The 23,162-nt window shown below is 60.5% G+C and carries 15 protein-coding genes; all 15 read right to left on the bottom strand.

All coding sequences use genetic code 11. The annotated features are described in order from the left end of the window. Nucleotides 1–796: 796 nt before the first annotated feature. The 15 genes from IEX24_RS03260 to drmD all read right to left on the bottom strand — a co-directional run bounded on the left by IEX24_RS03260 (nucleotide 797) and on the right by drmD (nucleotide 23,109). Entirely contained in the window at nucleotides 797–1,345 is a 549-nt protein-coding gene (locus IEX24_RS03260; protein WP_188673580.1) for a hypothetical protein, read from the bottom strand. Nucleotides 1,346–1,359: 14 nt separating this feature from the next. Beyond that, nucleotides 1,360–1,824 (bottom strand): hypothetical protein, encoded by a 465-nt coding sequence (locus tag IEX24_RS03255; RefSeq protein ID WP_188673577.1) that lies wholly within the window; start codon nucleotides 1,822–1,824, stop codon nucleotides 1,360–1,362. Nucleotides 1,825–2,075: 251 nt separating this feature from the next. After that, nucleotides 2,076–3,119 carry an ABC transporter permease gene (locus tag IEX24_RS03250; RefSeq protein ID WP_188673575.1) on the bottom strand — a complete coding sequence of 348 codons (1,044 nt, stop codon included), beginning with the start codon at nucleotides 3,117–3,119 and terminating at the stop codon, nucleotides 2,076–2,078. Continuing rightward, the gene (locus tag IEX24_RS03245; protein ID WP_188673572.1) at nucleotides 3,116–4,093 is read right to left on the bottom strand and encodes an ABC transporter ATP-binding protein; all 978 of its coding nucleotides are present in this window, start codon (nucleotides 4,091–4,093) and stop codon (nucleotides 3,116–3,118) included. Before IEX24_RS03245 ends, IEX24_RS03250 begins: the two co-directional genes overlap by 4 nt. An 86-nt stretch (nucleotides 4,094–4,179) precedes the next feature. Further along, nucleotides 4,180–4,608: a GIY-YIG nuclease family protein gene (locus IEX24_RS03240; protein WP_188673569.1), complete on the bottom strand. Its 429-nt coding sequence runs from the start codon at nucleotides 4,606–4,608 to the stop codon at nucleotides 4,180–4,182. A gap of 156 nt (nucleotides 4,609–4,764) precedes the next feature. Then, complete coding sequence (locus tag IEX24_RS03235) at nucleotides 4,765–5,865, bottom strand: phosphomethylpyrimidine synthase ThiC (protein ID WP_268236219.1); 1,101 nt, start codon at nucleotides 5,863–5,865, stop codon at nucleotides 4,765–4,767. Beyond that, nucleotides 5,838–7,190: an SIR2 family protein gene (locus IEX24_RS03230; RefSeq protein ID WP_188673555.1), complete on the bottom strand. Its 1,353-nt coding sequence runs from the start codon at nucleotides 7,188–7,190 to the stop codon at nucleotides 5,838–5,840. The genes IEX24_RS03235 and IEX24_RS03230 overlap by 28 nt, the downstream gene beginning before the upstream one ends. A gap of 9 nt (nucleotides 7,191–7,199) precedes the next feature. Continuing rightward, complete coding sequence (locus IEX24_RS03225) at nucleotides 7,200–8,159, bottom strand: GIY-YIG nuclease family protein (RefSeq protein ID WP_307821377.1); 960 nt, start codon at nucleotides 8,157–8,159, stop codon at nucleotides 7,200–7,202. 622 nt (nucleotides 8,160–8,781) lie between these two features. Further along, nucleotides 8,782–9,189, bottom strand: coding sequence for a very short patch repair endonuclease (locus IEX24_RS03215; RefSeq protein WP_188673545.1), 408 nt, complete (start codon nucleotides 9,187–9,189; stop codon nucleotides 8,782–8,784). Nucleotides 9,190–9,289: 100 nt separating this feature from the next. Beyond that, a complete protein-coding gene (gene drmC / locus IEX24_RS03210) occupies nucleotides 9,290–9,991 on the bottom strand; it encodes a DISARM system phospholipase D-like protein DrmC (RefSeq protein WP_188673542.1) in 702 nt (233 codons plus the stop codon). Nucleotides 9,992–9,996: 5 nt separating this feature from the next. After that, nucleotides 9,997–12,099, bottom strand: a complete 2,103-nt coding sequence (gene drmB, locus IEX24_RS03205; RefSeq protein ID WP_188673539.1) for an MrfA Zn-binding domain-containing protein — start codon at nucleotides 12,097–12,099, stop codon at nucleotides 9,997–9,999. After that, nucleotides 12,096–15,845, bottom strand: a complete 3,750-nt coding sequence (drmA, locus tag IEX24_RS03200) for a DISARM system helicase DrmA (RefSeq protein ID WP_188673536.1) — start codon at nucleotides 15,843–15,845, stop codon at nucleotides 12,096–12,098. Before drmA ends, drmB begins: the two co-directional genes overlap by 4 nt. After that, the gene (locus tag IEX24_RS19430) at nucleotides 15,846–16,220 is read right to left on the bottom strand and encodes a hypothetical protein (RefSeq protein ID WP_229715055.1); all 375 of its coding nucleotides are present in this window, start codon (nucleotides 16,218–16,220) and stop codon (nucleotides 15,846–15,848) included. It lies immediately after the preceding gene. A gap of 48 nt (nucleotides 16,221–16,268) precedes the next feature. Then, entirely contained in the window at nucleotides 16,269–19,907 is a 3,639-nt protein-coding gene (locus IEX24_RS03195) for an Eco57I restriction-modification methylase domain-containing protein (protein WP_229715054.1), read from the bottom strand. Then, nucleotides 19,897–23,109 carry a DISARM system SNF2-like helicase DrmD gene (drmD, locus tag IEX24_RS03190; RefSeq protein WP_188673533.1) on the bottom strand — a complete coding sequence of 1,071 codons (3,213 nt, stop codon included), beginning with the start codon at nucleotides 23,107–23,109 and terminating at the stop codon, nucleotides 19,897–19,899. The genes IEX24_RS03195 and drmD overlap by 11 nt, the downstream gene beginning before the upstream one ends. Nucleotides 23,110–23,162 lie beyond the last annotated feature (53 nt).

The raw sequence follows: 23,162 nt of genomic DNA, 5'->3' as shown, positions 1-23,162 counted from the left end.
GCCTGGGTCGCGCACCTCTGTCGGCTCGGTTTCATTGGGGTGATTCCCGCGTCGACGACACGGAATCAGAACACCGGAAAAAACGGAGTTATGACGAGGCAACCTGGCCGATGCCGAGGCTCTTCTCACGAATCAGAATTCCCCGCTCAAGAAATTCCTCCGGCGTCTCGGAGCGAACCAACTCGCGCCAGCCCTGCTCGGTAGAGCGTTCCTATCCTACGAACCACTCCGATGCAAGCGGCGCATAGTCCGTCCACGAAGGCGCTTTCAAGCCGCGCTCGTGTGACTCCCACAGGACAACCGTCGCGAGAAACGTGTCCCACTCCGGCCTGCCTGTTGATGAGGGTGCCGATTGAAATGCCGAGAGGTCAGCGTCATCAGCAAGCTGCAGCCGCCTGGCCATCTCGGTCGCAACGCGAATGGCAACATCAGGGTTGCCCGCCGCGAGTTCACCCCGAATGAGCTCCGCCGTACGCGCGGGAGTCAGCAACTCCTTGCGCCAGCATCTTGCACGAACACGTACGTTCCTCGTATCCCTCGCGTCAGCTGGTAGCCGTAGGCAGCTGCCTGCCCCCACCTATCGCGTCAGAGCCAAACAACATCGGTCTTGGCTGACTATTTCTCAGGTTACCGATAAACTTGCTGCGACCAAAGACAAAGGGCCCACCAGCGGCAGCTGGCGGACCCTAGGCAATCTGCAACAGGAATCGAATCCTGTCTTCTCCTCAACTCTACATCGAGAAACCTCGCCCTGAAGCGACCCTTCAACCATCCCGTCAATCTAGCAGCGCCGAGCTCACGGTATCGTGACGAAGACGGCGACTTGAACGTCGTGGAACGGATGCTCTGATGGGCGCGAGGCGATCGTAATGACTGCCCCCTGGTCAAATCGAATCTCACAACGAACGTCGCCCGCAACAATTTCTGTCAACTCGGGCTGGCTGCCCCCGAGAACAAGAGCTTCGCCGACCAACTGATGAGCGGCAGACCGCGAAATACCGTTGTCCGCACGCAACAGGTCAAAAGCGTGAGCCGCAACGAGCGAATCGAATGCCCACGAATCGTCGAGAGCACGAGCACCGCGTGAGCCAAACCAACTACGCAAACTGATCTCGACGACGTCTCCTCCCACGTCAACGTCATACACAACGTCAACCATGTGTTGTCTCATGGGAAAACCAGCCGGAGCACTCCCCCGCCAGTAGTAGCCGCGGAATCTCACGGTATCGCTTTGAACGAGGTGGGCGACGGGCCGCCCAAGCTTGAGAGCGGCCCGTCGCTCATCCTGCACCGTGTTCAGCTCACCGCCGGCAGCCCTGTCTCCTGAGCGATCTGAAAAGAACACGGCGAGATCTTCTCTCAGGTTCCCGATGTCGGAGAGCCCGAGTAACAGACGTCGCCGTTAGTGAGCACGGCCAATGAACCTGGCCGTACGTTGCCGTGCGTGCCTGCACTATTGCCGACGTTCGTAGTCCACCCGTCATCCCACGTCGGTGCCGAGGGGCCACCATCGAGACCGAACGAGTAGCCGCCGTGGCTGCTGAAGATATCGACTGCCCAGTTGTGCCAGAGCGACGGAAGATACACGCTGTATCCGGTATTGAAGTAGACGCTGGATCCGCCGGCCCGTGCCATCTCGAGCCACGATGAGCCGCACGGGCCCCCGATTGTGCCGAGGTCAACGTGACCAGCTTGCGCGGCGGCTGCCACCAGCGCCTTGGCCGAGTCGCTCATTGGAACGGACTCTTGATTGCCCGCAGCATCGACTGTGATCTGGAAGCCGTTCTTCGCTGCCACATCGGCATCGAAGCCCCCGACCGTCATCGTCGCGCTACCCACCTTGGAGACTCCCCCACCTTGATCACCCTCTGATGCCTGGGCTCCAACCGGTTGGGCGAGGCAAACGAATAGCGCTCCGATCGCAATTATCGAGCCACAGATTTCTCTTTTCATGCATTACTCCTCAGATCTGCAACAGAACATCGTCGTCCTGCAGCTATACGAGTAAAGCTCATTAAACTAGACCGGTCAAGGCTTTTCAGTGACTGCGACCCCCAGAATAGGTACAGAACCGATCACAGGTCTCCTTGATCCCATTTGAAGACTCTCGCGGCGAGCAACGCGACGAAGACACCGACTACGGCCATCAGCGCCCACAGAAGATCGATGCTAACGAACGGCTCAGTACCCGCGAGTTGGCTGCTCATTGCCTGCATGAACCAGGTGCTCGGGATGAAATTGATCGCCGTTGAAACGAATGGTGGATAAATGCCGGGCGGAAGAACGGTTCCTGAAGTCAGGAGCATGATGACGGGCAAGATGCCTGTGATCTGAGTGATCAAATCTGTGTTCTTGGCGCGAGAGCCTAAGAGGTAGGCGAACGCGAAAAGCATGGCGAGCCCGAGAACGAACGTCACCGCTAACTGGAGCGCGTTCACAGACTCGATGTACCCCTGACTGATCGCGATACCGAGAATGATGACGCCCTCTCCGACGCCCAGCGCGAATCGTACGGGGGTCTGCGAGACGATGAAGGTCAGGCGACTGACTGGCGTGGTACCGAGAAGGCGCAGAGTTCCACGCTGACGCAGCGCGACAACGGGCACTGAGGTACCCATGAAAGCAATGGCCATGAGGCCGGCAATCAGCACTGTCGACAGATTCACACGGAGCAGGTCCACCTCGGGTGACCCATCAGCGTCGGCAACGGTGATTTTCGAGGTAGGGATGCCGGTAACCGAGTGCACCGTGTTCACGAGGGGTATCCATGCGGGTGGGTGCGGAGTGGACAAGATGACGTCTGCAGAATCGCCGGACAGCGTGACTTGCGCGGTCGTCGAACCTTCTGGGGCACCAGAGACCGCCACGACGCCCTGAGCATTCAGCTTGGCGACGAGATCTTGGGCTTGTTGCGTTGCGCCGGTCACGCTGACGTTCGGTGCGACGCGACTGTCATTGATTGCGACGTTGATACCGCCAATGATGAGCAGAAAGAAGAAGAACATGAAGAGCATCGCGATGATGGTCTTGGCGTTTCTGAAGAGTTCACGCGAGCTTGTGAGCGTGAGCTGCTGAAGGGGCGAGATCGAGCGGCGGCCTTCAATCGATTTGGGGTTCATGAGTGCGCCTTCTTCCACTTCGACGTAGATGCTGTCGGCTTTCTCCCGCGTTCAGACTGCTCTTCATGAGCCAGCTCGATAAAGATGTCTTCGAGTGTCCCGTTACGAATGTCGAATTCGCTTGCTTTGACTGACGGTTCGAATGTCACTCGCCGCAGAACTCTGTCGGGGTCGGAGGTAGCAATCGTCACACGAACGGCCCCGCGAATGACCGATGTCACTATGCCGCCCGGCTCAGCGAGTGCGGCCAGAGAATCGAGGTTCGTGTTGGTCGGAACAGTGAAGGAGACGGTACTTTCGGCGCTGCGCTGACGAACGAGTTCGGCAGGCGAACCGAGTGCCGCGACCCGACCGGCGACGAGAATCGCGACCCGGTCGCACAGCGACGTCGCCTCCTCCATGTCGTGTGTTGACAGCAGCACAGTGACACCCCGTTTGCGAAGGGCCGCAATGAGCATCCAGAGGTTTTGCCGTGCCGCGGGATCCAGCCCAGCCGAGGGTTCATCCAACACAACGATCTCCGGGTCACCGACAAGTGCGACGCCCAGAAGCAACCGTCTTGCTTGGCCACCAGAGAGATTCTTGGATCGATGATCGCGCTCATCTTGGAGCCCGACTTGATGAACAACGTCGTCGGGATCGAGCGGATTCTTGTGAAACGATCCGAAGAGCCTCAGCGTCTCGATGACGCTCAAAGTGTCGAAGAGGCTAGCTGATTGAGTCTGCACAGCCACATGGGCAGTCGTCTGTGGTCGGTTCGCAGCGGGATCGAGACCGAGCACCCTGACAGTTCCTTCGGTCGGGCGTCGAAGGCCGACGATGCACTCGATCGTCGTCGTCTTGCCCGCACCATTCGGGCCGACAAAACCGAAAACCTCCCCGCGGCCCACCTCGAATTCGATGCCGCGAAGTGCCTCAAATTCGCCATACCGTTTGACGAGACCCTCAACGGTAATGACAACCTCAGATTGCATGAAGCCTCTTTCAGACGCGATTATTCCTCACATATTATCATCGCGACCGATCGCTCAAGACCGAGTGAACATGCAGACCGGTTACATCACCGTCTTGCCCGTGCCCGGCTCCCGCTGATCACCGACATACTCGTCGCCGTCGACTCCAGATCGGCGAACAGCCCCTCGAGTATCCCCTCGACCGCGACAGCCTGATCCTGAGTCAAAGCCTTGAACGGCGACAATTTGAACAGGTCACTGTTCTCAATCTCAGGGATGCTCCGGACGAACACCCCATCGCTCTTCAGCTGTTCAAAAACCTGCTCGAAACTCTCCCGGTACCGATCCCGCTCGTAGTACTCCGACTCGGTGATGCCATCATTCCGATTGAGCACCTGATACACGCCATCGCCCGCGAGCATCCGGATCAGATGCGACTCCAAATCAAGACACACCGACTTGTTGAACGTCTCATCGATGATCACCCTCACCGTCGTCAGGTGCTTCTTCGCATCAGAGTCGAGATGCTGGCGCATCCCTGCAGCAGCCTTGGAATATGCCCGTCGCGACGCTGTAAGCCACAGAGCAGTCCTTCTCCGCACTCTGTATCCAAAACTCAGATACGCACGAGACGTCGAAACGGCCACGTTGAAATTTGGAACCTCGGCCCGACGGAATAGATCCGACGTCAGTCAGAGATTCCTGGGGTCAACTATCAATGGGCAGGCGTCGGCGCAGCGTGAGCAGCCCGCTTTTCCCCTATCGACGACGCAGGTTTTTGCGGCTGCTCGTGCTGAAGCAACTTCCAAGTCGTCTTCCGTTGCGAGCAACAAACCTAGGTCGATCACGTGGGCTGAAACGCGAGCTGCCTCAACGGCCTCTACCGTCGATTCAACGGAAGGCACTCCCCCTGTGTGTTCTTCTCTTGTAACAGCAGCCAGCATGTGAGCAGCGTTGGCCAGGCCCATGAGCGCTGAACCGATCGCGGCGCTTATGTGATCTTGACCGATTGCAGTGTCGGTGGGAATTGGTCCCAATGGCATGATTGGATGACCAGTCTCAGCGAGCACCTTCGATAGTTCCTGGATTGACCTAGGAGCCGCGTGTCCGGGCGATTCAATGATTACCATAACCCCCTCTGCAACGAGGCCGTCCGCCAGAGTGATCTGGCTTCGAATTTCCTCCTGCTGCGTTTGGTCGAAAGAGTCGAAGATGTTCGCGGATCGAAAGCTTGCTCCGATACTTAGAACGACATCCTTTGCTTTCGCCATCGAGGCCAAGGCGGGCATTATTCGCTGATACGCGTTATCTGTGCCCGCTCCTGAAATGAGGTCTCTGATCACAATGCCGCCACCTCGCGATGTCCACGGAACCATCCTCTTCTGCGCGAGGCCGATCAAGCGGGGCGTGGCCGTGGGATGAATGGTGAGCACTCTGGCACCTAGTTCGATGAGTGTCCGACATCTATCCAAAAGCTCCTGGTCATCTATTCGGCCGTCGCGCTTCCGCACGGCATAGATGGGGAGAGCGGAAGCTACAAACCCTCTCGAGATGATTTCGGGAAGAAGCTCTGGTGTATTCCGAGTAATGGAGAGATCGGCGACAACCTCCGGGCCACGTCGCATTGCGCTCAAAGCGTCAAGCTTGGCGAGTTGAATGCTGTGAGATCCTCGACTGTTATTTCCGATCAGCGCCATTACGCGTGTTGAATGGCCCGGTCCCACAGCAACAAGCTCGGAGGAAGGTGTTGTGAGGTAAGTGCCTTTCAATTTTCGAGAACTTCTGATATGCACGCCGTTAGTTCATCTACGGTTGGCTTCCGGGCCTGTACGATGGCGAGATACACCGGGGCGAGCGATTGAAGGACACTCGTGACTCGCGGATCGGTGAGTAGAAGCCTTGCGCTGCCGTCCTCTTGAAGTGGCACAGGAACGACTGTGCATCCCATATTAATGGCAGCTTCGACCTCTGCAGCGGTGCCCATGCCCCCATCGAATGCGAGCAGAACTCTGCAATCGCGAAGGAGCTGATCTCTCCAAGCAATTAGCACCGGAAGCAATGTTGCATCACCGGAAAGGTTGCCGTCGTACGCATACGGGTTTGGATAGAGTCGCGTACTCGTGAGGAGATCCAATCGCTCGTTCAGGGCCGAAACGCTGAATCCATTGATGACGCTTCGCGAAACGCCCTGAGACTGACCGTCCAAAATTATGACTTTCGGCAAAGTTCGTGCAATCGCATCGCCCAACGAAGCGCCGAACGCCGAATGCTCGATATGGCTTCCGGTCGGGAAGATCGTGCGACCTCTCGACATTGCCACCACTTTTGAAAGGAGTGCTTCTAGATCGTCATATTCATCGACGAGCGCGCATCTAATCCCAACGCGACGTAAGTCGTCTATCCAAAGTTCTTGTCGTCGTTGAAGATCCGGACTTCTTGTTTCCTTCTTGGAGACCATGAAGTGTTCGCGCGTATCGCCGCCCGCCAAACGGCTCGCCTGAACCATGACAGTTCGGATGTCCGGGTCAGAGTAGCTGTAGCCGAGGAAGAGGAAGGTTCGATGCATCAGGTCATGACGTAGTTTTTGAACCAGTGCGGGGCGTCGAATGTCGAGTTCGTCGTAATCTGAAGTTGTAATCACCAAACCGCCAGGCGCGCTCCGCTCTCGGCAGCCGTGAATCTTTGTGATCTCAACCCGCGAATCCGAGTTTCGGAAAGTCGCAAGATCTGAGTCTTCGATTCGAACGGCACCTACTCTAGCTCCATAGGTTTCTTCGAGCAGCGTGTCGTAATTTGTCGTCCAGATCGTGCTGATCGCTGTTCTTGCGATCGCGCGATGTAAGGCGTTAGGACCGGACGTCGCTGTTGTCAGATCGCGAATTGCGGATACTAGGGGCCCTCGATTTCCGAGGTTAGAGTTCACGACAAATTGCGCCAATTGTGGCAGATCATCGTCGGGTCGAAGTGTGATTCCTAGGTCAGTCGCAAAGCCACTGAATAGGTCACTCCATGAAGGCCCACCAGACGGTCGCGAAAACCCCGACCCGATAAAAAGTGCCGCGTCTCGCCTCAGGACTGCTTCCGAGAACCGCTCGGCTAGGTTGTTGGCGGTAAACATGCCTGAATCCTATTGCAGCAGTGTTTCGGCAAACTGTCGCGAGGGATCGACGGCCGAAACGCTGGTGCCTGCAACTTCGAATCGACCGTGTGGCACCACCAGCCCGAACGAGAGCCCCGCCAGCAGCTCCGGGTATCCCCCGACGAAGAACTCGGCGAACAACGAATCGCTGTCGAACTCCTCCGCCGGCGGAGCCGCCTGAATATCGACCAGCAACTTCAGCAGGTAGATCGCAATCACCGTCTTGCCCGTGCCCGGCTCCCCCTGAATCACCGACGTACTCGTCGCCGACGACTCCAGATCGGCGAACAGCCCCTCGAGTATCCCCTCGACCGCGACCGCCTGATCCTGCGTCAAAGCCTTAAACGGCGACAGCTTGAACAGGTCACTGTTCTCGATCTCAGGAATGCTCCGAATGAACACACCATCGTTCTTCAGCTGCTCAAAAACCTGCTCGAAACTCTCCCGGTACCGCTCCCGCTCGTAGTACTCGGACTCGGTGATGCCATCATTCCGATTGAGCACCTGATACACGCCATCGCCCGCGAGCATCCGGATCAGGTACGACTCCAAATCAAGACACACCGACTTGTTGAACGTCTCATCGATGATCACCCTCACCGTCGTCAGGTGCTTCTTCGCATCAGAGTCGAGATGCTGACGCATCCGCGCCGCAGCGTTCAGCGATTCGCCGACATACACGTCGCTGACACTCTGGTTCCGGATGCTCGGCTGCCCCTTCACGGCATTGGCGTTGTCGAGCACATAAACTACGGGCCAGTTCTTGTAACGCCAGTCAAGCGGTGCCCACGCGGTGATCTCTTCGCTCGTCAGCCCAAACGACGTGATGTCAAAGGGCGTCATACTTCGCGCTTCGCCCTCGAGACTTCTCGACGGGACACTTCTCACGCGTGATGGCCAGCTTGTCGCGCACGATTTGTTCCGGATCCGCCCCGATCCGCTGCGCAAGAAGCATGCGCGGGACAAATCACGATGAGTTACTTTCGACCCGGCAGTTACGGCGATCGATGCAAGTCTCTAGTCAGAATTTTTCGGCTGACGGTTTATCGCGAGTGACAGACCTCTCGGGCTAAGCCCAGTAACACTTTGGACCTGCACCCACGTCGCGCCGCTATCCAAAGCCGCACGAATGAGCTCGTCGCGGTGTCGCATCAGCGAGTCACGCTGTTCTGTGATGCTGAGCAACTCTCCAACGACCTTGGCGAGCTCTTCTAAGCATTCAGTCATATCGCCACTATACCAACTGAGTTTTAGTCACTATACTGGGTTTAGTGCCGACTGAGAGAAGGATCCGATGACCGTCCACCCGAGCGACCGAATCGCTCCACCAACTTTCGATGAAGTTGAATCCCTCACTGACTGTCTCTGCGAAGACCTATGCGAACTAGTCGACGGCCTATTCCCCTCCGATATTGTCAATCATGTTGTGCAAGCGGTAATCATGCTCGACTCGTTTGCGCGCCTTGCCGGTCCAGGAACAGCCGCACCCTGAGCCTGGTGTTCTGAGACTAGTCATGCCTACAAACGAATACGTATCCCGCCCATCATGCACGCGCGGCGCAGACCGGGTTCACAACTTCGCCCAATTGATTCCGATGGCGTGGACGATCGCGTAGACGTCCTCGTGCTCCCAGAACCTCAGCACAACCCATCCAAGCGACTCCAACTTGAAGGTCGTCTCACGATCTCGCTCGACGTTCCTTTCGAGCTTCGGTATCCAGTAGTCGGCGTTCCTTTTCGGTATCGTGGCGTGAATCGGGCATCCATGCCAAAAACATCCATCGATGTAGACAGCCAGCTTCTTTTTCGTGAACACGATGTCTGCCCGACCTCGGAGTTCAAGGCTCGGCCTAATATCCACGCGATATCGAAATCCCTCGGCATGTAGGGCCCGGCGAACGGCGAGTTCGGGTTTAGTGTTTCGAGCCTTGTTCCCCAGCATCGAGCGTCGAGTACCTTCGCTTGATGCCCACGACATGCTAACCAGATTACGCGTTGAAGTCCTCCGCAGGGTCGGCGCGAGCCAGAAGGCCTCCACCCAAAGCCTGACCCGACGACGAGGCGCTGTTTCGGCTGCTTTAGAGCTTGATCAACGCCCCATTCGCCCGCAGCGAGGTGAATCGCTGCCGAACTTTGGAGGCGAATTCGAGATCCCGGATCAGCACGCCCGCCTCGAGATTGCGATGTGCGGCCGCATCGCTGAAGTTAGCGCTCGTTATCAATGCGATTGAGGAGTCGACGATCACGACCTTCGAATGCTGGATGCCATACTTGCCGTCCGGAGCTACGTAAGCAAGAAAGCTTGCTCCCGTCAGCGCCTGCTGGAGCGCGGTCACAGTGTCCTTCATCTTCGTAGCTTCAACGAGAACCGTGACTGTGACACCTCGAGCGATCGCCCGCCACAGCGCTTCGACGAAAGGCGAGCCCAATGTGGCTGAGAACGTCGAGGCGAATACGTCTTCATTTGCTTCATCGATAAGGTGAGCGACCGCGGCAGTCGTATGGTCGCTGTCGCCGGGGAAGGTCGGCCCGCTCCACACGGTTCTTGGAGGATCTGGAGCCTTTCCAGCGGCGGCGGCGAATCCGCGCACCACAGCAGCCAGCAATCCCGCATCGCCTAGGAAAGAAAGGGCCTCACTCAACAGCCCAACTGCTTGGTGCGATCCGTGTGGAAGCACTGAGATTGCATAGTCGAGTCGCCCGTCGATCTCAAGAGAAGCTGCGATGCCCGTGGCCTGCGAGGGTGTGAGGGCTCGTGCTAGCCGAACAAGCACATCCATTCCCGTTACGCCTCGAACGCGGTGAGCACCGGCTGGAATAAGCCGTCGACCGCATGCTCGGGTCCGGCGTTAAGCGTCAGAGCAAAGCGACGGTCGAGGAATCGGTTCGCCTTCTCACACGAAGTCTCCGACACGAACACGCAGAAGTGACAGGCCGCCCCATGCAAGAAATCTTCCTGGCCGCTCGGCACTCTATGCGCGCAGATCGGGTCAGACGAGCAGCGTTCAGCGCGTCGCAGCGCGTCTCGGAACACGCTTGCCAGCCTCTCGGTTCGCGCAAGATCCACCAAGCCACCAAGCGTGCCCTCGCTATCGGGTGAGGTTGTGGCGATCAGGATTCCTGCTGCAGGCTTTCGCTCATCGGTTTCACGCCACGCATAAAGGCGCTCCGTGAGCGAGGCTGACCCGTATCCGCTCGACATCGCCATCTCGCGGATCAGCAAGTGCGACAACGTGTGTAACGCCCAATAGCGAGGCGGCGGCATCCGATCAGCTGCGACCAGCTCTACCGCGGTCAGGCTCTGGCGACGCTTTACGTTGCGCTCGTTTGCCGCCACGTGGGCTTGCCAGACCTTCGCTTTCATCACCTCGTCCTCCCACGTGCGGACGACATCCTCGTCGAACCTGAGAAACACTCCCTCGCCGCGGTCTTCCGTCGCCGGCACCCACTTCGGCTTACCCGACTGCACCAGAGGCGCAATGCGGCTGGGCGCATCCCCCACCCGGTCGAGCGCGTCGATTCGGGTGAATCCTATGAACGCATTTGCCTTCTTGACGCGCTCAACGGCTACTACATGAGAAGTTACGGGCTTGAGAGGCGCTGCCACGTCCACCGGACGCACTCGGAACCCGGCCTTGCGATCTTCCCTTTCGAAGTCCTCGGGATGCACGAGCGTGTCCCATTCAGGCTCCAACAAGCTAATCGGGTCGAAGCTCGTGGGCAACGGTGCCGCGTTCTCACCGGCGACGGCTTGCCCGCGAGCGATCAGAATTGCCTTCCACAGAGCCTCGTCGGGGATCCCATCAAAGAGCGCGCGGACCTCCTTAGGCCCATACTTGCGCCACCCGAGCAAGTCGTCGAGTGACAGCACGTCGATGAAGGTAGGGGCAGGCAGCCCTTTCACCGTCGCTGCGATGTCCGCCGACGTGATGTTCTTCCGGGCAGGCAGCACGAGCACGCTCACTGAAGCTGGGAACCACTGGTTCGCGGCCCCGAGAAGCATGAGTCGAACCTCCGCCTCACACGGTTTGTTCACTGGCGCGTATGTCGGGAGGTGCGGATGCCGCCCCCGGCACTTCGGCAGCATCTTCTCACCACCGGCTCGCGTCAGCTCCGCGATGTTGCGGGTTACGTCGCACGCCGCACATCTGATGGTCACCTGCGGACCGAGGTTCGATCGCCACTCGACCATCCTCAGCTCGGGTTTGGGTGCCTTTGAGCAGGCGCCACCGCCCTCATCTGCTCGATGCAGCCACTCCACGTAGGGGAACTCGTCGAGATGGCCGTTGGTGCATGCAATCAGGTATCTCGCGGGTACCGCCAGCCGCGCGCGTGCGTCCAGCGAGCCGAGCCTCTGGCCCTTCTTGGGCCGCCCCTTGCAGTCCTTGTGCACGAATTGAGCTTTATCAGGCCTGTGCTTACTTTTATTCACGAACTCGAATTTCTTCGATTCCGAGATGGGTGCTAGCAGGTCGCATCCCGTGCAGCGCAGCCACTGCGGGAACACCCGCGTTGGGATGCCGATCGGCGTACCAGTCTCGTAGGCCTTCTCCGGAACCCTTGGTGGCTGTCGCAGCTCATCCACTTGATGGCCGAGCTGGCTGCGCACCGCGGTCAGCAATCGTTCCACCAGCACCAACTGGGGGCTGCCCTGCCTCGCGTAGGCAAGTTCCCATGAGTCCAAGCCCTGGGGCATTACCGCAATGTGTGGCATGTCGACAGTTGCACCGATCCCCGAGGTATAGAGCAATGAGCTCGGGCGAACAGAGCCGACGCGACTATTGTTCTTCGATGGGACGTCATCGAGGTCACCGAATGGGTCGGCAACAACACCGGCGACAGCGATGATCTCTTCCACGACGATGGTTGGTTCCACCACATCAGTCATTTCGGTTCCTTCTCCGCAAATACCCATTTCGGTGCCGCAGACGTAATGGGTTCAGCAAGCTTTCCGACGAACGGTGTGACTAGCAAATTGATTTCCGGCTGTACCTCGCGCATGGAATTCGCCACTTGGAACAGGCGGCTGTTCTCGTCGGGTGCCACGGTCTCGGGGCTGACGAGAAGGGGGGAGACGATCTGACCGCCGGCCACGGTGTCCTTCTGGTAAGTGAGCGCACCCGACCATTTATCTGACTCGTCGGTCCATTTGTCGAGGCGAAGGATCAATTTGCCGCGTGCGGCTTCGGCCACATCATCATCCTGGCTCGCTACCGCGATCCGCTTGACGATCCGGTCGACCAGCGTGTCGACGAACGGTCGTCGGATCGCGATCGAGCCTGCCCCTGTCTCCGATGACAGCGACGGGGTGCTCCGCCCGTCGGCGACGCGCGCCGCAGAGACCAATAAGCCCGTCAACCCGCGCTCGAGCGCCGCATCGGAGAAAGGCGTCACCGAGAGCGCCTCGACGTGCGCGTAGAACGTCTCGTGGTAGTGCTGGAACTGTTCGCAGTGAGCCATGTCTCGTGGTCGCGAGCGGTTGGCGAGTGTCACCACGAGACCGGGCTTAGAGGCTTCACGACCGACACGCGACGACGCTTGAATGTACTCTGCGGTGTTTTTTGGCTGGCCGACCACAAGCATCAGCCCCAGGCGTGGCACGTCTACGCCGACCTGGAGCATGGAGGTCGCGAGCACGACATCGTAAGGGAAAGCGTCTCGCGACTTGAGCTTCTTTCCCGCCGCCTTGGCCGCAGCCGCTTGAGCCCCGTATTGCTGCTTTGCTTGCGTCGTGTCTCTTTCGGGATCGAACGGCACCGCGAGATTGGTCAGCGTCGCTGAGATGTCCGACGACGAAATGCGGGACGTGAGTTCACCGATCCGTAATCCGCTCGAACCCCGGCGAGGGTAGCCCGAGTCCTTGTCCGGGTTGCTGGTGCGGGTGACGATGTCGTCCTCAAGATATCGGCGCATGCCGGCAAGCTCGCGAGTGGCAGAGAAGTAGTCGACGAGGGTGGCATACGGCTCCGCCGCTTCGCCATGCTCGTCGAACAGTTTCTGCCCAGCGAGGAGGAGTATCTCGCTGACCCGGATCTCAGCGAGGGTGAGCCGCGCACCATGGGCGCACACACCGATGTAGCGGCGTCCAGGCTTTTCGGGTGTGATCGGCTCTTCCGCGGAGAAGAAGGTATCGGTGACCGAGAGTACCTGCGGAGGGAAGATCTGCACCCGCCGCGCGTAGAGCTTCTGCACCTGGTCGCGGGCATTTCGGACGGTCGCTGTCGAAGCGATGACCAGTGGTTTCACCAACGCCGCATCGTCAGTAGCACCGATCTCCCATGTCGAGAGAGTATCGACGGCCGCTTCGAACAGCCCAACAGCCGTCCCGAGGGCACCGGTGATGAGGTGCAACTCATCCTGAATGATAAGGTCCGGCGGCCGAAGGCGATCGACGGCCTTGACCGACGCTTTCGGGTAATTTCGACCGCCTTCCAACTTTGAAGCGTGATCGTTCGCGTTGCACACCGTCGAGGCGGTGTCCGGATGCTTGTAGCCGTGCCGTTCGCACCGCTTCGACACGTACCCGAAAAGGCTCGCCGCCTCGCCTTCGCGAGCGAGCCGCGCGAACTTGTCGACGGTGGCGAGCAGAAACGTCGGCGGATTCCGATAGATCTCGTCATCGACGGTGAGAACCGGCAGGCCGTCCGCGACGGTGCCGCCGGCGGAGAACGGGCAGGCGCCGAGCTTATCTCCGCAGTAGACGTGAATGCGCTGGGTCGCCTTCACAGCGACGACATCCGCCTTCGGGTTGATCGGCGTGCCGCACCAGGGGCAACTGCTGAATTGAAGCACGGTGAGCCCGTATGCCGTTTTGCCGTCGTCGTTGCGCACGTCCTTGACCTGCTGCTCGGCCTCGGCGAACCGCTTCGGACTCACGCTCGAACCGACCCAGAGTCCGATCCGGAACGGTTCAGCTCCCCAGGTCGCTGGGTCTTCACGCCGCACGATCTCAGCCGCGCACATGAGCGTGGTCGCACGTAGGAACTGCTGTGACGTAAGCAGCCGTAGGGTGTATCGCATCAGCACGGCCACCCCATCGCGGCCGTCGATGACTCCGCCTGGCGTCTCGATCACTCCCTGCAGTCGGCGGATGCCGAACGTGAAGGCCGCGAGCCCGAGGTAGGCCTCGGTCTTGCCACCGCCGGTCGGGAAGAACAGCAGCTCCGCCCGGGGCATGTCACCGGACCGCCGCGGCACCGTCGGGTCGACGATCGATGGCAGTTGCATCATGATGAACGCGAGCTGGAACGCGCGCCAGGACGCAGCAATATCCCCCTTGGACTCGATCGCCGCGGTCGCCTCGGCCACCGTCAGTGCCCGATCGGCCGCTCGGAGTCCTGCAATCTGGGAGCGGATCCGCTGATCGCGCATGGTGCGGTTCATGAACGCGAAAGCCTGCCGCGCCTGCGCGCTGTTCGGAGCATCCGAGGCGGTGTCTGTCAGGAGGGCGAGTCCCTCACGGAGACGCTTCAGTGCGTCTTCTCCGTCCTTGACCCCGCTTTCGGCGACTTCGTGAAGGTGCTCGGGAAGCGCGCGCGCGTCGACGCACCGCTCGCCGAGCCAGTCGTTATAGCCGTCGATCAATGGGGTGAGGTATTCGTCGAGCTGTTCGGGTGCCGCGTCCATCAGCAATCGCATGCTCATCTCAGCGCCTTCGATGGATGGCGCGAGCGTCTGTGGAACGTCTGCGCTCGGCAGCCAGGTAGTGCGCACGGCTATGGCGCGGCGGGAGTCCGGTTCGGGCAGCGTCCACGTGGCGGAGGCTGTGCGGCCAACGGCGAATTCGAGGCGGTCGCGGTAGAGCAGGTCGAGCTGCAGTACCTCTGCGTCGCCGAAGTCGCGCGCGTTCTCGAGTGCATCGCGCGTCGGCTGAAACACCGCCTCACCGTCGGGAGCGCTCACCTCCAGCTCGGTCTGGAAGAGCCAAACACGTGGTGGCAACTCCTTGCCGGTGACCTTGGTGTTCTGTAGCGCGGCTTCAATCACGCGCAGGCCGTCGTGCTCGAACACCTCAACCGAGATGGCGACGTGGCCCTCGACGATCACATCGGTATGGGTCGTTCTCGGCTCGATAGCCGAGATGTCGATCGTTCGCGACTCGGCATGACCGATACGGTCGTTGTAGGTCTTGGTGTAGCCGTCTTCGTCGGTCGTTCGACGCGACTCGTACTGCCCCCAGCGGGCCGTGAACACGAGACTGTTTACCTTAGGACTGACCTGGAACCGCAGCCCCATGGACGAGGGCGCGATTAGCTTGGACTCGGGGCCGCGGTCGTCATCTGTGTCGGCGCCGCCTGCGTCGGCAATCGTCTCGTCCGCTTCCTCAAGCACGCCTTTGACGTCACGCGTCGCGGCTGTGTCTACGACCGCTGTGCCCTCTGAGTCGCGAAAGTCGCCCGGGCTCTCGACATCCACAGTGGGTGGATGCTCGCGCACCGGAAGCGTCACCGGGTCGTCGTCGCCGATCGACACCGGCGCGAGCGCACCAACGAGGTATCGGCCGCGCGGCGTGCCGCTGATCGTTTCGTCCATGCCGCCCCACGGGCCCATCAAATCGCGCTGGAGCAGGCTAATGAGCTCGTCGCGTACCTTCGCAGAACTCGCTGTCGTGCCGGAGGTGATCTCGGTTGTCACTTAGAACATCGCTCCTTCCGGGGTTGACCCCGGATCCAGCGCAAGCTCAGATGACGGCGTCGGCTTTTCGCCTACACCGGTCTCGAGCGCCGAACGGCGGTGGTTCTCCTCAAGTAGTCGATCCAAGATTTCAACACGCGCATCCGGGCTCACGGTGAATCGCTCCATCTGTCGATAGACGTGGAAGCCATGTTCGAGCGCGATGTCAGTCCATCCGTAAGCCTGCATCATCGATACGTCGATGTCGCGATGAAGTTTACGGACTTGGTTGACGTCGGGATCACTGGCGACCGTCGGGTCATTTACGAGGTTATAAAGAGCTGTGATTCCAAGCTGGCGACGGAACATGATCTCCCTTCGCTCGCGATCGAGCACTTCACCGCAGAGGCTGAGTTCGGTGGACGCGTTTGGCCGTGGCAGAGTTTAAAATGAATCAGAAGGCGAGTAGCTGACTCGATCTTCAAGCGTCGAGGACAGAGAAATAGCCCAAAGTTGATGGACGGAAGAGGATAGGAGACCCAGATTCTCGTAAGAGTCATCAACAAAGACGGCAAGCTTGTGACTGAATACGCCACGATTCGGAATTCGCATCGGGACAACAGCTTTGCTCACAAAGGACATAGCAATCACGTGGCTTTGACCCCTGATCCGCGAGTAGAGACCGTTGGACTTCTCGGCGAACTGCCACCATTTTTCCGGCAGTGGTTTGCGCAAGACATATTTGCCGGCACTGTTGAGCCGCTGACGTTCCGGCCTCACCAGACTACGCACACGTTCAAACGCTGGGCCGTATAGCTGAGCAGCATCAAGGGTCAAGTCACGGAAGTTCACGACAAACCGACTTGCGGATGAGTCGGGACGAGAATTGAGATCCTCGCCCGTCAGGTAAGGCACTACCACTTCGCTCAATCTTGAGCGATCGAATGCCTCAAACATCGAATCCCTCTCTGGCTCCGTCAGCACAAACCCACGCCCAACTACGATCGAGCCCTGAAATACAAGCCGAGCGTTCTCATGGAGGCGTCGTGGTTCGCCGCGAACGCGGCCCTCCGCCTCAAGAAAGGAGGAAATCTTCGGAACTCTAACGCCGTCCGCGACGCAGAACACACCTTCGCTCGGAGAGCGCATCGAACACCACACCGCTGCATAACTCAGGCTGGCAGATCTCGACGGCCAAGGGGCGCTCCGAACGCTGCGAACAATACGCATTCTCGTCGATATGGGCAGCAGGCCCACAACCCGCGTCTCCCCTTGAGCGATTGTATTCGTACCGATGAGACCCAGAACTCCTGTATCCGGTCTTAGCAATTGACTGGCCCGCAAGAAGAAACTCGCAGCTAGATCGGCATTTCCCTTCCTGCCGTGGGCAACTTGGTTCACGAGCCACTCGCGCACATTGCTTCCCACAGCTCCCGACACTCTTTTTCCGCCGAGAAATGGCGGGTTTCCGATTATGGCGTCAAAACCGCCACGATCGATGAGAACGTCAGGCGTTTCGATGATCCAATGTAAAGGTCTCCAACGCCTCGCTCCGACCTCAACCTCCGGTGTAAGTCCGGCATTGAGGATCGCATCGAGCTGATTGCGATCACTGTCGCCGCGGTTCGGGGGGTGCGCGGCAAAGAGCGCGTCAGCGAGCTCGTTGTATCGGGCCTCAAGGGCACGCCCGGGGTGGCCACCCTCCAGCAATCCGGCCGCGATGATGCCGTCGGCAATGTCGCGGAGTTTTGCGGTGACCCCGCGCGACTCCTCCAAGAGCTTTCGCTTGGCGCGTGTGGACCGCATCCGGTCGGCGTTGTCAACTTGCCCACTGGAAAGTTCCCGGCGCAGCTGCGCCGCCTTCTCCAAATCGCTGTCGACATCGAGCTGCAAGAGTTTTGACGGTAAGAGGCGGCTGCGCCCAGGGTCAATATGCTGCGAGCGGAGCTGCCGTTCGGCCGTGACGCCGAGCAGCGAGTTGCCGTGGAAGACACGGTCATCGACGAACGAGAAGGGCTTGCCTGGGTCCATCGAGACGAGCCAGAGCGACAGTTTGCACATCTCAACGGCCATGCCATTGATGTCCGCACCATAGAGACACCGGGCGACGACTTCGCGGATCGCCCACCTTTTGACATCCTCATTCTCATCGATCGTCAGGCCCTCCTTCGATCTGGCCTCAATGACCCGCCCGGCCAGGTATCGTGCGGCAGCGACGAGGAAGGCTCCCGACCCGGCGGCGATGTCAGCCACTTTGAGGTTGAGGATCTCGGTGGAGCTCTTCAGCACCCAATCGTCCTGATTCTCGGTGTCGAGGGGGCCTGGCGAATACACGAGCGGTTCGAGCGCGTGTAGCACCACTTCCTCCGCGAGCGAGCGCGGGGTGTAGTGGGTGCCTGTGTTGGCGCGTTGCGCGGATTCCGTCATCACCAGGCCGCCTGCGGGCACGACGTAAGGGAAGTCGCGCAAATCGTTGCGGATCAGCGCATGGAGCGGGGCGAGCTGGTCGACGATGTCGGTGCGGCCGAGTAGCACGTACCGTAGGCGAGTGCGGGCGTCCGCGACATTCGTCGCCTCGTCGGCTTCGAACGCTTTGGCGATCTGACGTGCTGTCGCTGGCTTCGCATTGGCCTGGGACTTGCTGAGGTGGTCGGTGAGCTTCTTTGCGAAGTCGGCGCCGCTGGTAGCGGCGCCGACGAGTTCGTTCAGTTCGGTGAGCGCGATCTCGGGTTCGTAGCCGCTCTTGCCATGCAGGCCGACGACGACATCAGTGGTGTACTCGGCGGAGTAGCCGAGCAAGCCTTCGTAGACGTAGCCGATCTGTTCGACGTCGAGGTCGCGAAATGAAAGCTGGCGGGCCTCACCGCCGACGTGGGCGATCTGTACGGCCTGGAGTACCTTGAGCATGACCCGGTCGGAGACGCGCACAGTGAGCAATCCTTGCGCGTTGGTCGAGCGGAGCCAGGGGAAGCGTGTGGGGTCGAACATCGAGCCGCCGTAGGCCGGCATGCGGGTGTCCTCGAAGGTGGCGCCCGAGTAGATGGCGGTGCTCGCGGCGAGCAGGCGATGCCAGGTCTCCCACGTGTGGTCGAGAGCCTCTTCGGTGTCGTTCTGCGCCTCGCGTTCTAGGTCGACGCGGACACCGGCGATGGCGTAGGAGTCGCGGTACATCTGATGCTGCGGCAGGAGCCCGCGTTCCTCGGCGAACAGTAGGAACACGACACGCATCAGCACGGACACGGCAGCCTCGTACACCTCCTTGGAGTCCCCGGGCAGCGGGGAATCCTCACCGTTCGCGAGGGCACGCAGATGTGATTCCGACATGGCCTGCAAAACGAGCTCGACAGCGCGACGAACCTGGTCACCCAGGGCCTCGGTGATCGCCTCGGCGCTGGCGACGCTCGCCTCGAACAGCATCGGGAGCCGTTTCTCCGAGGCTCCGCCAGCGAGCGAGACCAGGCCAACAAGAGCAAAAAAAGCATCGCGGCTGCCCCGCTCCCCCCTCCAGATTAGCGAGTCGAACACGCCGCTCGCGGTGATGACGCCGCTAACCGCTGAGACGATCCCCCACCAACGTCCGTCCGTGACGAGGCCGGCGGTGATTCCGGTTTCGCGCAGCAGGGCGGCAGTGCGGTCGATCGAGTCCGCGGCCCAGCCGTCGGAACCGATCCGGTGGAGATCCTCCGTCGGATCGACGACCACGACGAGCGCTGCAGGACCATTGCCGACGTCGAGTGCGGCCCACGGGCGCACCGTCACGTCGCCGTCCGGCGAGCTTGCGACGAGTGTGGGGTCGGGGTTCTCGACGAGGTGCTCGCCCCACTGCAGCAGGTCGCGAAGCACCGCCGTGACCCAGCGGTCGCGCCAGCCGAGCCCGCCGGAGACATCCGTTCGACCGTGTCGATCAGTCCAGGCCTTGGCCCAGAGGGTGTGCTCGTACACGAACGTGCTGTTGACGTCGTCGATTGCGTTGAACGGCCGGTCGAGCCCCGACGGGAATACGGACTTCAACGCCGACTTGGAGAGGAACGGCCCGTCGATGTCGACGAGGGAGAGCCATTCCCACGGATCCTTAGTTGCCACTGTTCTCCCCCAGTTTCTCGGCATCTGCCGGGCTCAGGGCGAAAACCACCGCGGCAACGAATGTGTGCGGTTGCAGGTTGGCGTACCGACGGGAGACCGCCTCGCGTTCGTCGCGCTGCTCCTCGGTCAGCGCATCAAGCCGGCGACGGATGTTCGCGAGGTCTTTCTCGCGCTGCTGTTGTTCCTCGTGGAAGAGCATCTGCTTGAGCTCAAGTTTGCGCGATTCGGCGTTTTCGAGGGTATTAGCGAGCGTTTGTCGGAATCGAGCGAACACTTCGTCGACTCGGCCGAGGTCGGCGATCTTGCGCTTATCCAAATCCTGCCCAATCGCAGCTTGGAGTTTCACTGCGCGGGACTCGACTGCGTCAGCGACTCGCTGGCGGATACCTCCGTCCGCCGCGTCATCCTCGTTCCAGAGGTCGGCGAGCCCGGCCAGAACGGCAGGACTTGGCGCTGCAAGCCGCTCGGCGTCGAGCGCGCTGGCCAGAAGCTCTTCGGCTCTGTCGACCCCAATCTCCTGGCGACGCCTGAGTCGGGTACCGGCTAGGAACACTTCCTCATGGAGACGGGTGCCACCATCGCCGACGACGACAAGACGTACTACTCCGGCGACGAAAGACTGCTCCAGTCCGTCGATCACGACAGCACTCACACCGTGGATGTGGTTCGAGCGGGTCCATACCTGGCCACGCAGTTCTCGCGCGGCACGCTGGATGAGCGGGTGCCCGAGATGCGCGTATACGATGTCGGTTCGACCCTTCGCGTCTTCGCCCTCGAATGTGATGGGGCGCGTGACCTCAGGATGCAATCGAGTGCGCAGTCCCTCGAGACCCGGCGTCCACGTGCGGTCGAGGCCGCTAGGCAGCGCGTAGAGGTCAGCCTGTTCCTCGTCGTCGACGACTTCGATCAGGCCGGGCTGGCCGGAGACGCGCAGCCCAGCCTCGAGTACGCGGCGCAGGTTGCGGCCATGCAAGTGAAGGCGATCGCGGGATCCGTCGAGCCGGTCGGCGAGCGTTGTGAGCTCGCGCCCGAGGTTATGCTCGCCCTTCAGTACTGTATTGATGATCTGTTCGCCCGATCCCCTGACCGGCTTCGGACGGCTCGGCATGTTGCCGTACCCCAGATTCCGTTGAATATCGGGGTCGATGATGTCGCCCGCCGAACCGAGGTCTTCCTGCACCCGCGAAATCTTGCGAGCGACGCGCGCGAGGTAATCAGTGTCTCGTGCGTAATTCGAAGCCCCGGCCGACTTGTCCTCAGGGTCGGGATGGTAGATCTGCGGGCGCTCGGTCTGCCCGTATCGGTCGATGCGGCCGATACGCTGCTCGAGCCGGTTCGGGTTGAAAGGGATGTCAAAGCTGACGAGTCTGTGGCAGTGGGTCTGCAGGTCGATGCCCTCGCCTGCGGCATCCGTGGCCAGCAGAACACGCACCGGGTCTTTCGACGGGTCCTCGGTGAAGCGCACGCGGATGAGCTCGCGCTCGTCGGCGTCGGTCGCCCCCTCGATCACGGCGAGCCGGTCGCCTCCGAGGTCGAAGGCGTTGAGGACGTCGCGGATCCAATGCAGCGTGGCGACGTACTCGGTGAAGATGACGAGACGCTCGTTGAGCCAGGTTCCGTCGGGCGTGAGCAGCTGCGCTCGGATCTGGTCGATGAGCGCATGCAGCTTCGTGTCCGGCAAGGACGCATACCGCGATCCCCAGTCGATGAGCCACTCGAGATCGGTGACATCCTTCGCCGTCAACGGCACCTGTGCACGTTTGGCGCTGCGGAGCGCCTCGAGTTCTGGCTGTTCGATGCGGCCTTCTTCTTCATCGGAGGCCTCCTCGCCCAGCACTTCGTCGTAGTCGGGCATGTCCACGTCATCGTCGCCGCGCAGACGTGTGGCGAGGTAGGTCTCCGCTGTTGCGGCGAATGCGGTCGGCGAGGAGAAGAACCGTTTCTTCAGGATCAGCGTCGCAAGGTCAGCGGCACGCTTGCCCTTGTCTGCCTTCACGGCCTTGTTGCGCCGCGTCGCGAAGGCGATGAGCCGGTCATAGGCTTCGGATTCATCAGCGCTTGGCTGAAAGAACATCGCATGTACTTCTCGAAGCTGGAACCCTTCGTCGGGAAGGTCCTTCTTCAGCCGCCGCACCGCCACTTGGGCCAGCGCCTGTGGGTCGAGGTCGGCGCCTCGGGCAAAGCGCTGTGGGTCGACCATCTCCATGAGAGCCGTGAATGACTCGGTGTAGCCGTTATGCGGAGTAGCGCTCAGGAAGAGTCGGTGCTCGCAGCGCCGGGCGAGTTCACGAACAGCAACCGTTCTCTGGCTGTCGACCGCGTATCGGTTCGAGTCGGTACCGCCACGCGAAGGAGCTGAGGGTGCTACGTGGTGCGCCTCATCGATGATAACGACGTCGAAGGCGTAGCGGTCGGCGACGCGCTTGTCGTCAGCACGCGCGTACACATCGCGCAGCAAGCGCTCGGCTCGCGGGGACGGCAACCAGGACATCGAGACAATGACGCGAGGGAATACGACGAAAGGGTTGGCGTGCACGCCGAACCGGCGTCGGAAGTCGCGCATCGTGTTCGAGTTGATTATCTCGAACGTCAGCCCGAATTTCTCGGACATTTCCTCTTTCCACTTGATTACCAAGCCGGCGGGGCACACAACGATCACCGAGCGTGCGCGGTGGCGCAGCAGTAGCTCCTGAACCACCAGGCCCGCCTCGACTGTCTTTCCCAGACCGACGTCATCGGCGAGTAGCAAGCTTGCTCGAGGCGCGTCGAGCGCACGGCGAAGCGGCTCGAGCTGATAGGCCTCTACCGTCGCGCTGCTTCGAAAGGGTGCCTGCAGCGTACGTGCGTCAGCGGACGTCAGCGCACCCCATCGCAGGGCGTCGACGTACGCGGCGAAAGTGGTGGGGTCGTCAATGCGAGCCGGATCGATAGTGATGGGGAGGCCCTGCCCGAGGATGACGACTCGGCCGGGTTCGAGCTCCCAGACCACCGTGAGCTCGCGGCCGTAGTGCTCTTCCTCGATGGACTGCAGTGACACCGCGTGCTGAAGTTCTGCGGTGCCGTCATCGGCGCTCGAGCGCCGGAGCGCTTGCTGTGAGACGTCTGTGACGATCCACTTGGCCCCTCGCGCGCTGGCGAGCTGGCCGACTTCAGGAACCTCCGTCGTTCTCGTCTCGACGCGCCCTGTCAACTCAATCGTCATTAGCTCCCCTGGCAATGCGAAATCATCCTCATATTAGCTGTCTACACGATAGA

The sequence above is a fragment of the Subtercola lobariae genome (assembly GCF_014640255.1).
Classification (GTDB): Bacteria; Actinomycetota; Actinomycetes; order Actinomycetales; family Microbacteriaceae; genus Subtercola; species Subtercola lobariae.
Note: the sequence above shows the minus strand (reverse complement) of the source record. Positions and strands in the feature narration are given on the sequence as shown.

Coding starts and splice junctions, on each gene's coding strand:
- IEX24_RS03255 (WP_188673577.1), bottom strand. CDS start 1,824: ATGACGGTCGGGGGCTTCGATGCCGATGTGGCAGCGAAGAACGGCTTC.
- IEX24_RS03250 (WP_188673575.1), bottom strand. CDS start 3,119: ATGAACCCCAAATCGATTGAAGGCCGCCGCTCGATCTCGCCCCTTCAG.
- IEX24_RS03245 (WP_188673572.1), bottom strand. CDS start 4,093: ATGCAATCTGAGGTTGTCATTACCGTTGAGGGTCTCGTCAAACGGTAT.
- IEX24_RS03240 (WP_188673569.1), bottom strand. CDS start 4,608: ATGCGCCAGCATCTCGACTCTGATGCGAAGAAGCACCTGACGACGGTG.
- IEX24_RS03230 (WP_188673555.1), bottom strand. CDS start 7,190: ATGTTTACCGCCAACAACCTAGCCGAGCGGTTCTCGGAAGCAGTCCTG.
- IEX24_RS03215 (WP_188673545.1), bottom strand. CDS start 9,189: ATGTCGTGGGCATCAAGCGAAGGTACTCGACGCTCGATGCTGGGGAAC.
- drmC (WP_188673542.1), bottom strand. CDS start 9,991: ATGGATGTGCTTGTTCGGCTAGCACGAGCCCTCACACCCTCGCAGGCC.
- drmB (WP_188673539.1), bottom strand. CDS start 12,099: ATGACTGATGTGGTGGAACCAACCATCGTCGTGGAAGAGATCATCGCT.
- drmD (WP_188673533.1), bottom strand. CDS start 23,109: ATGACGATTGAGTTGACAGGGCGCGTCGAGACGAGAACGACGGAGGTT.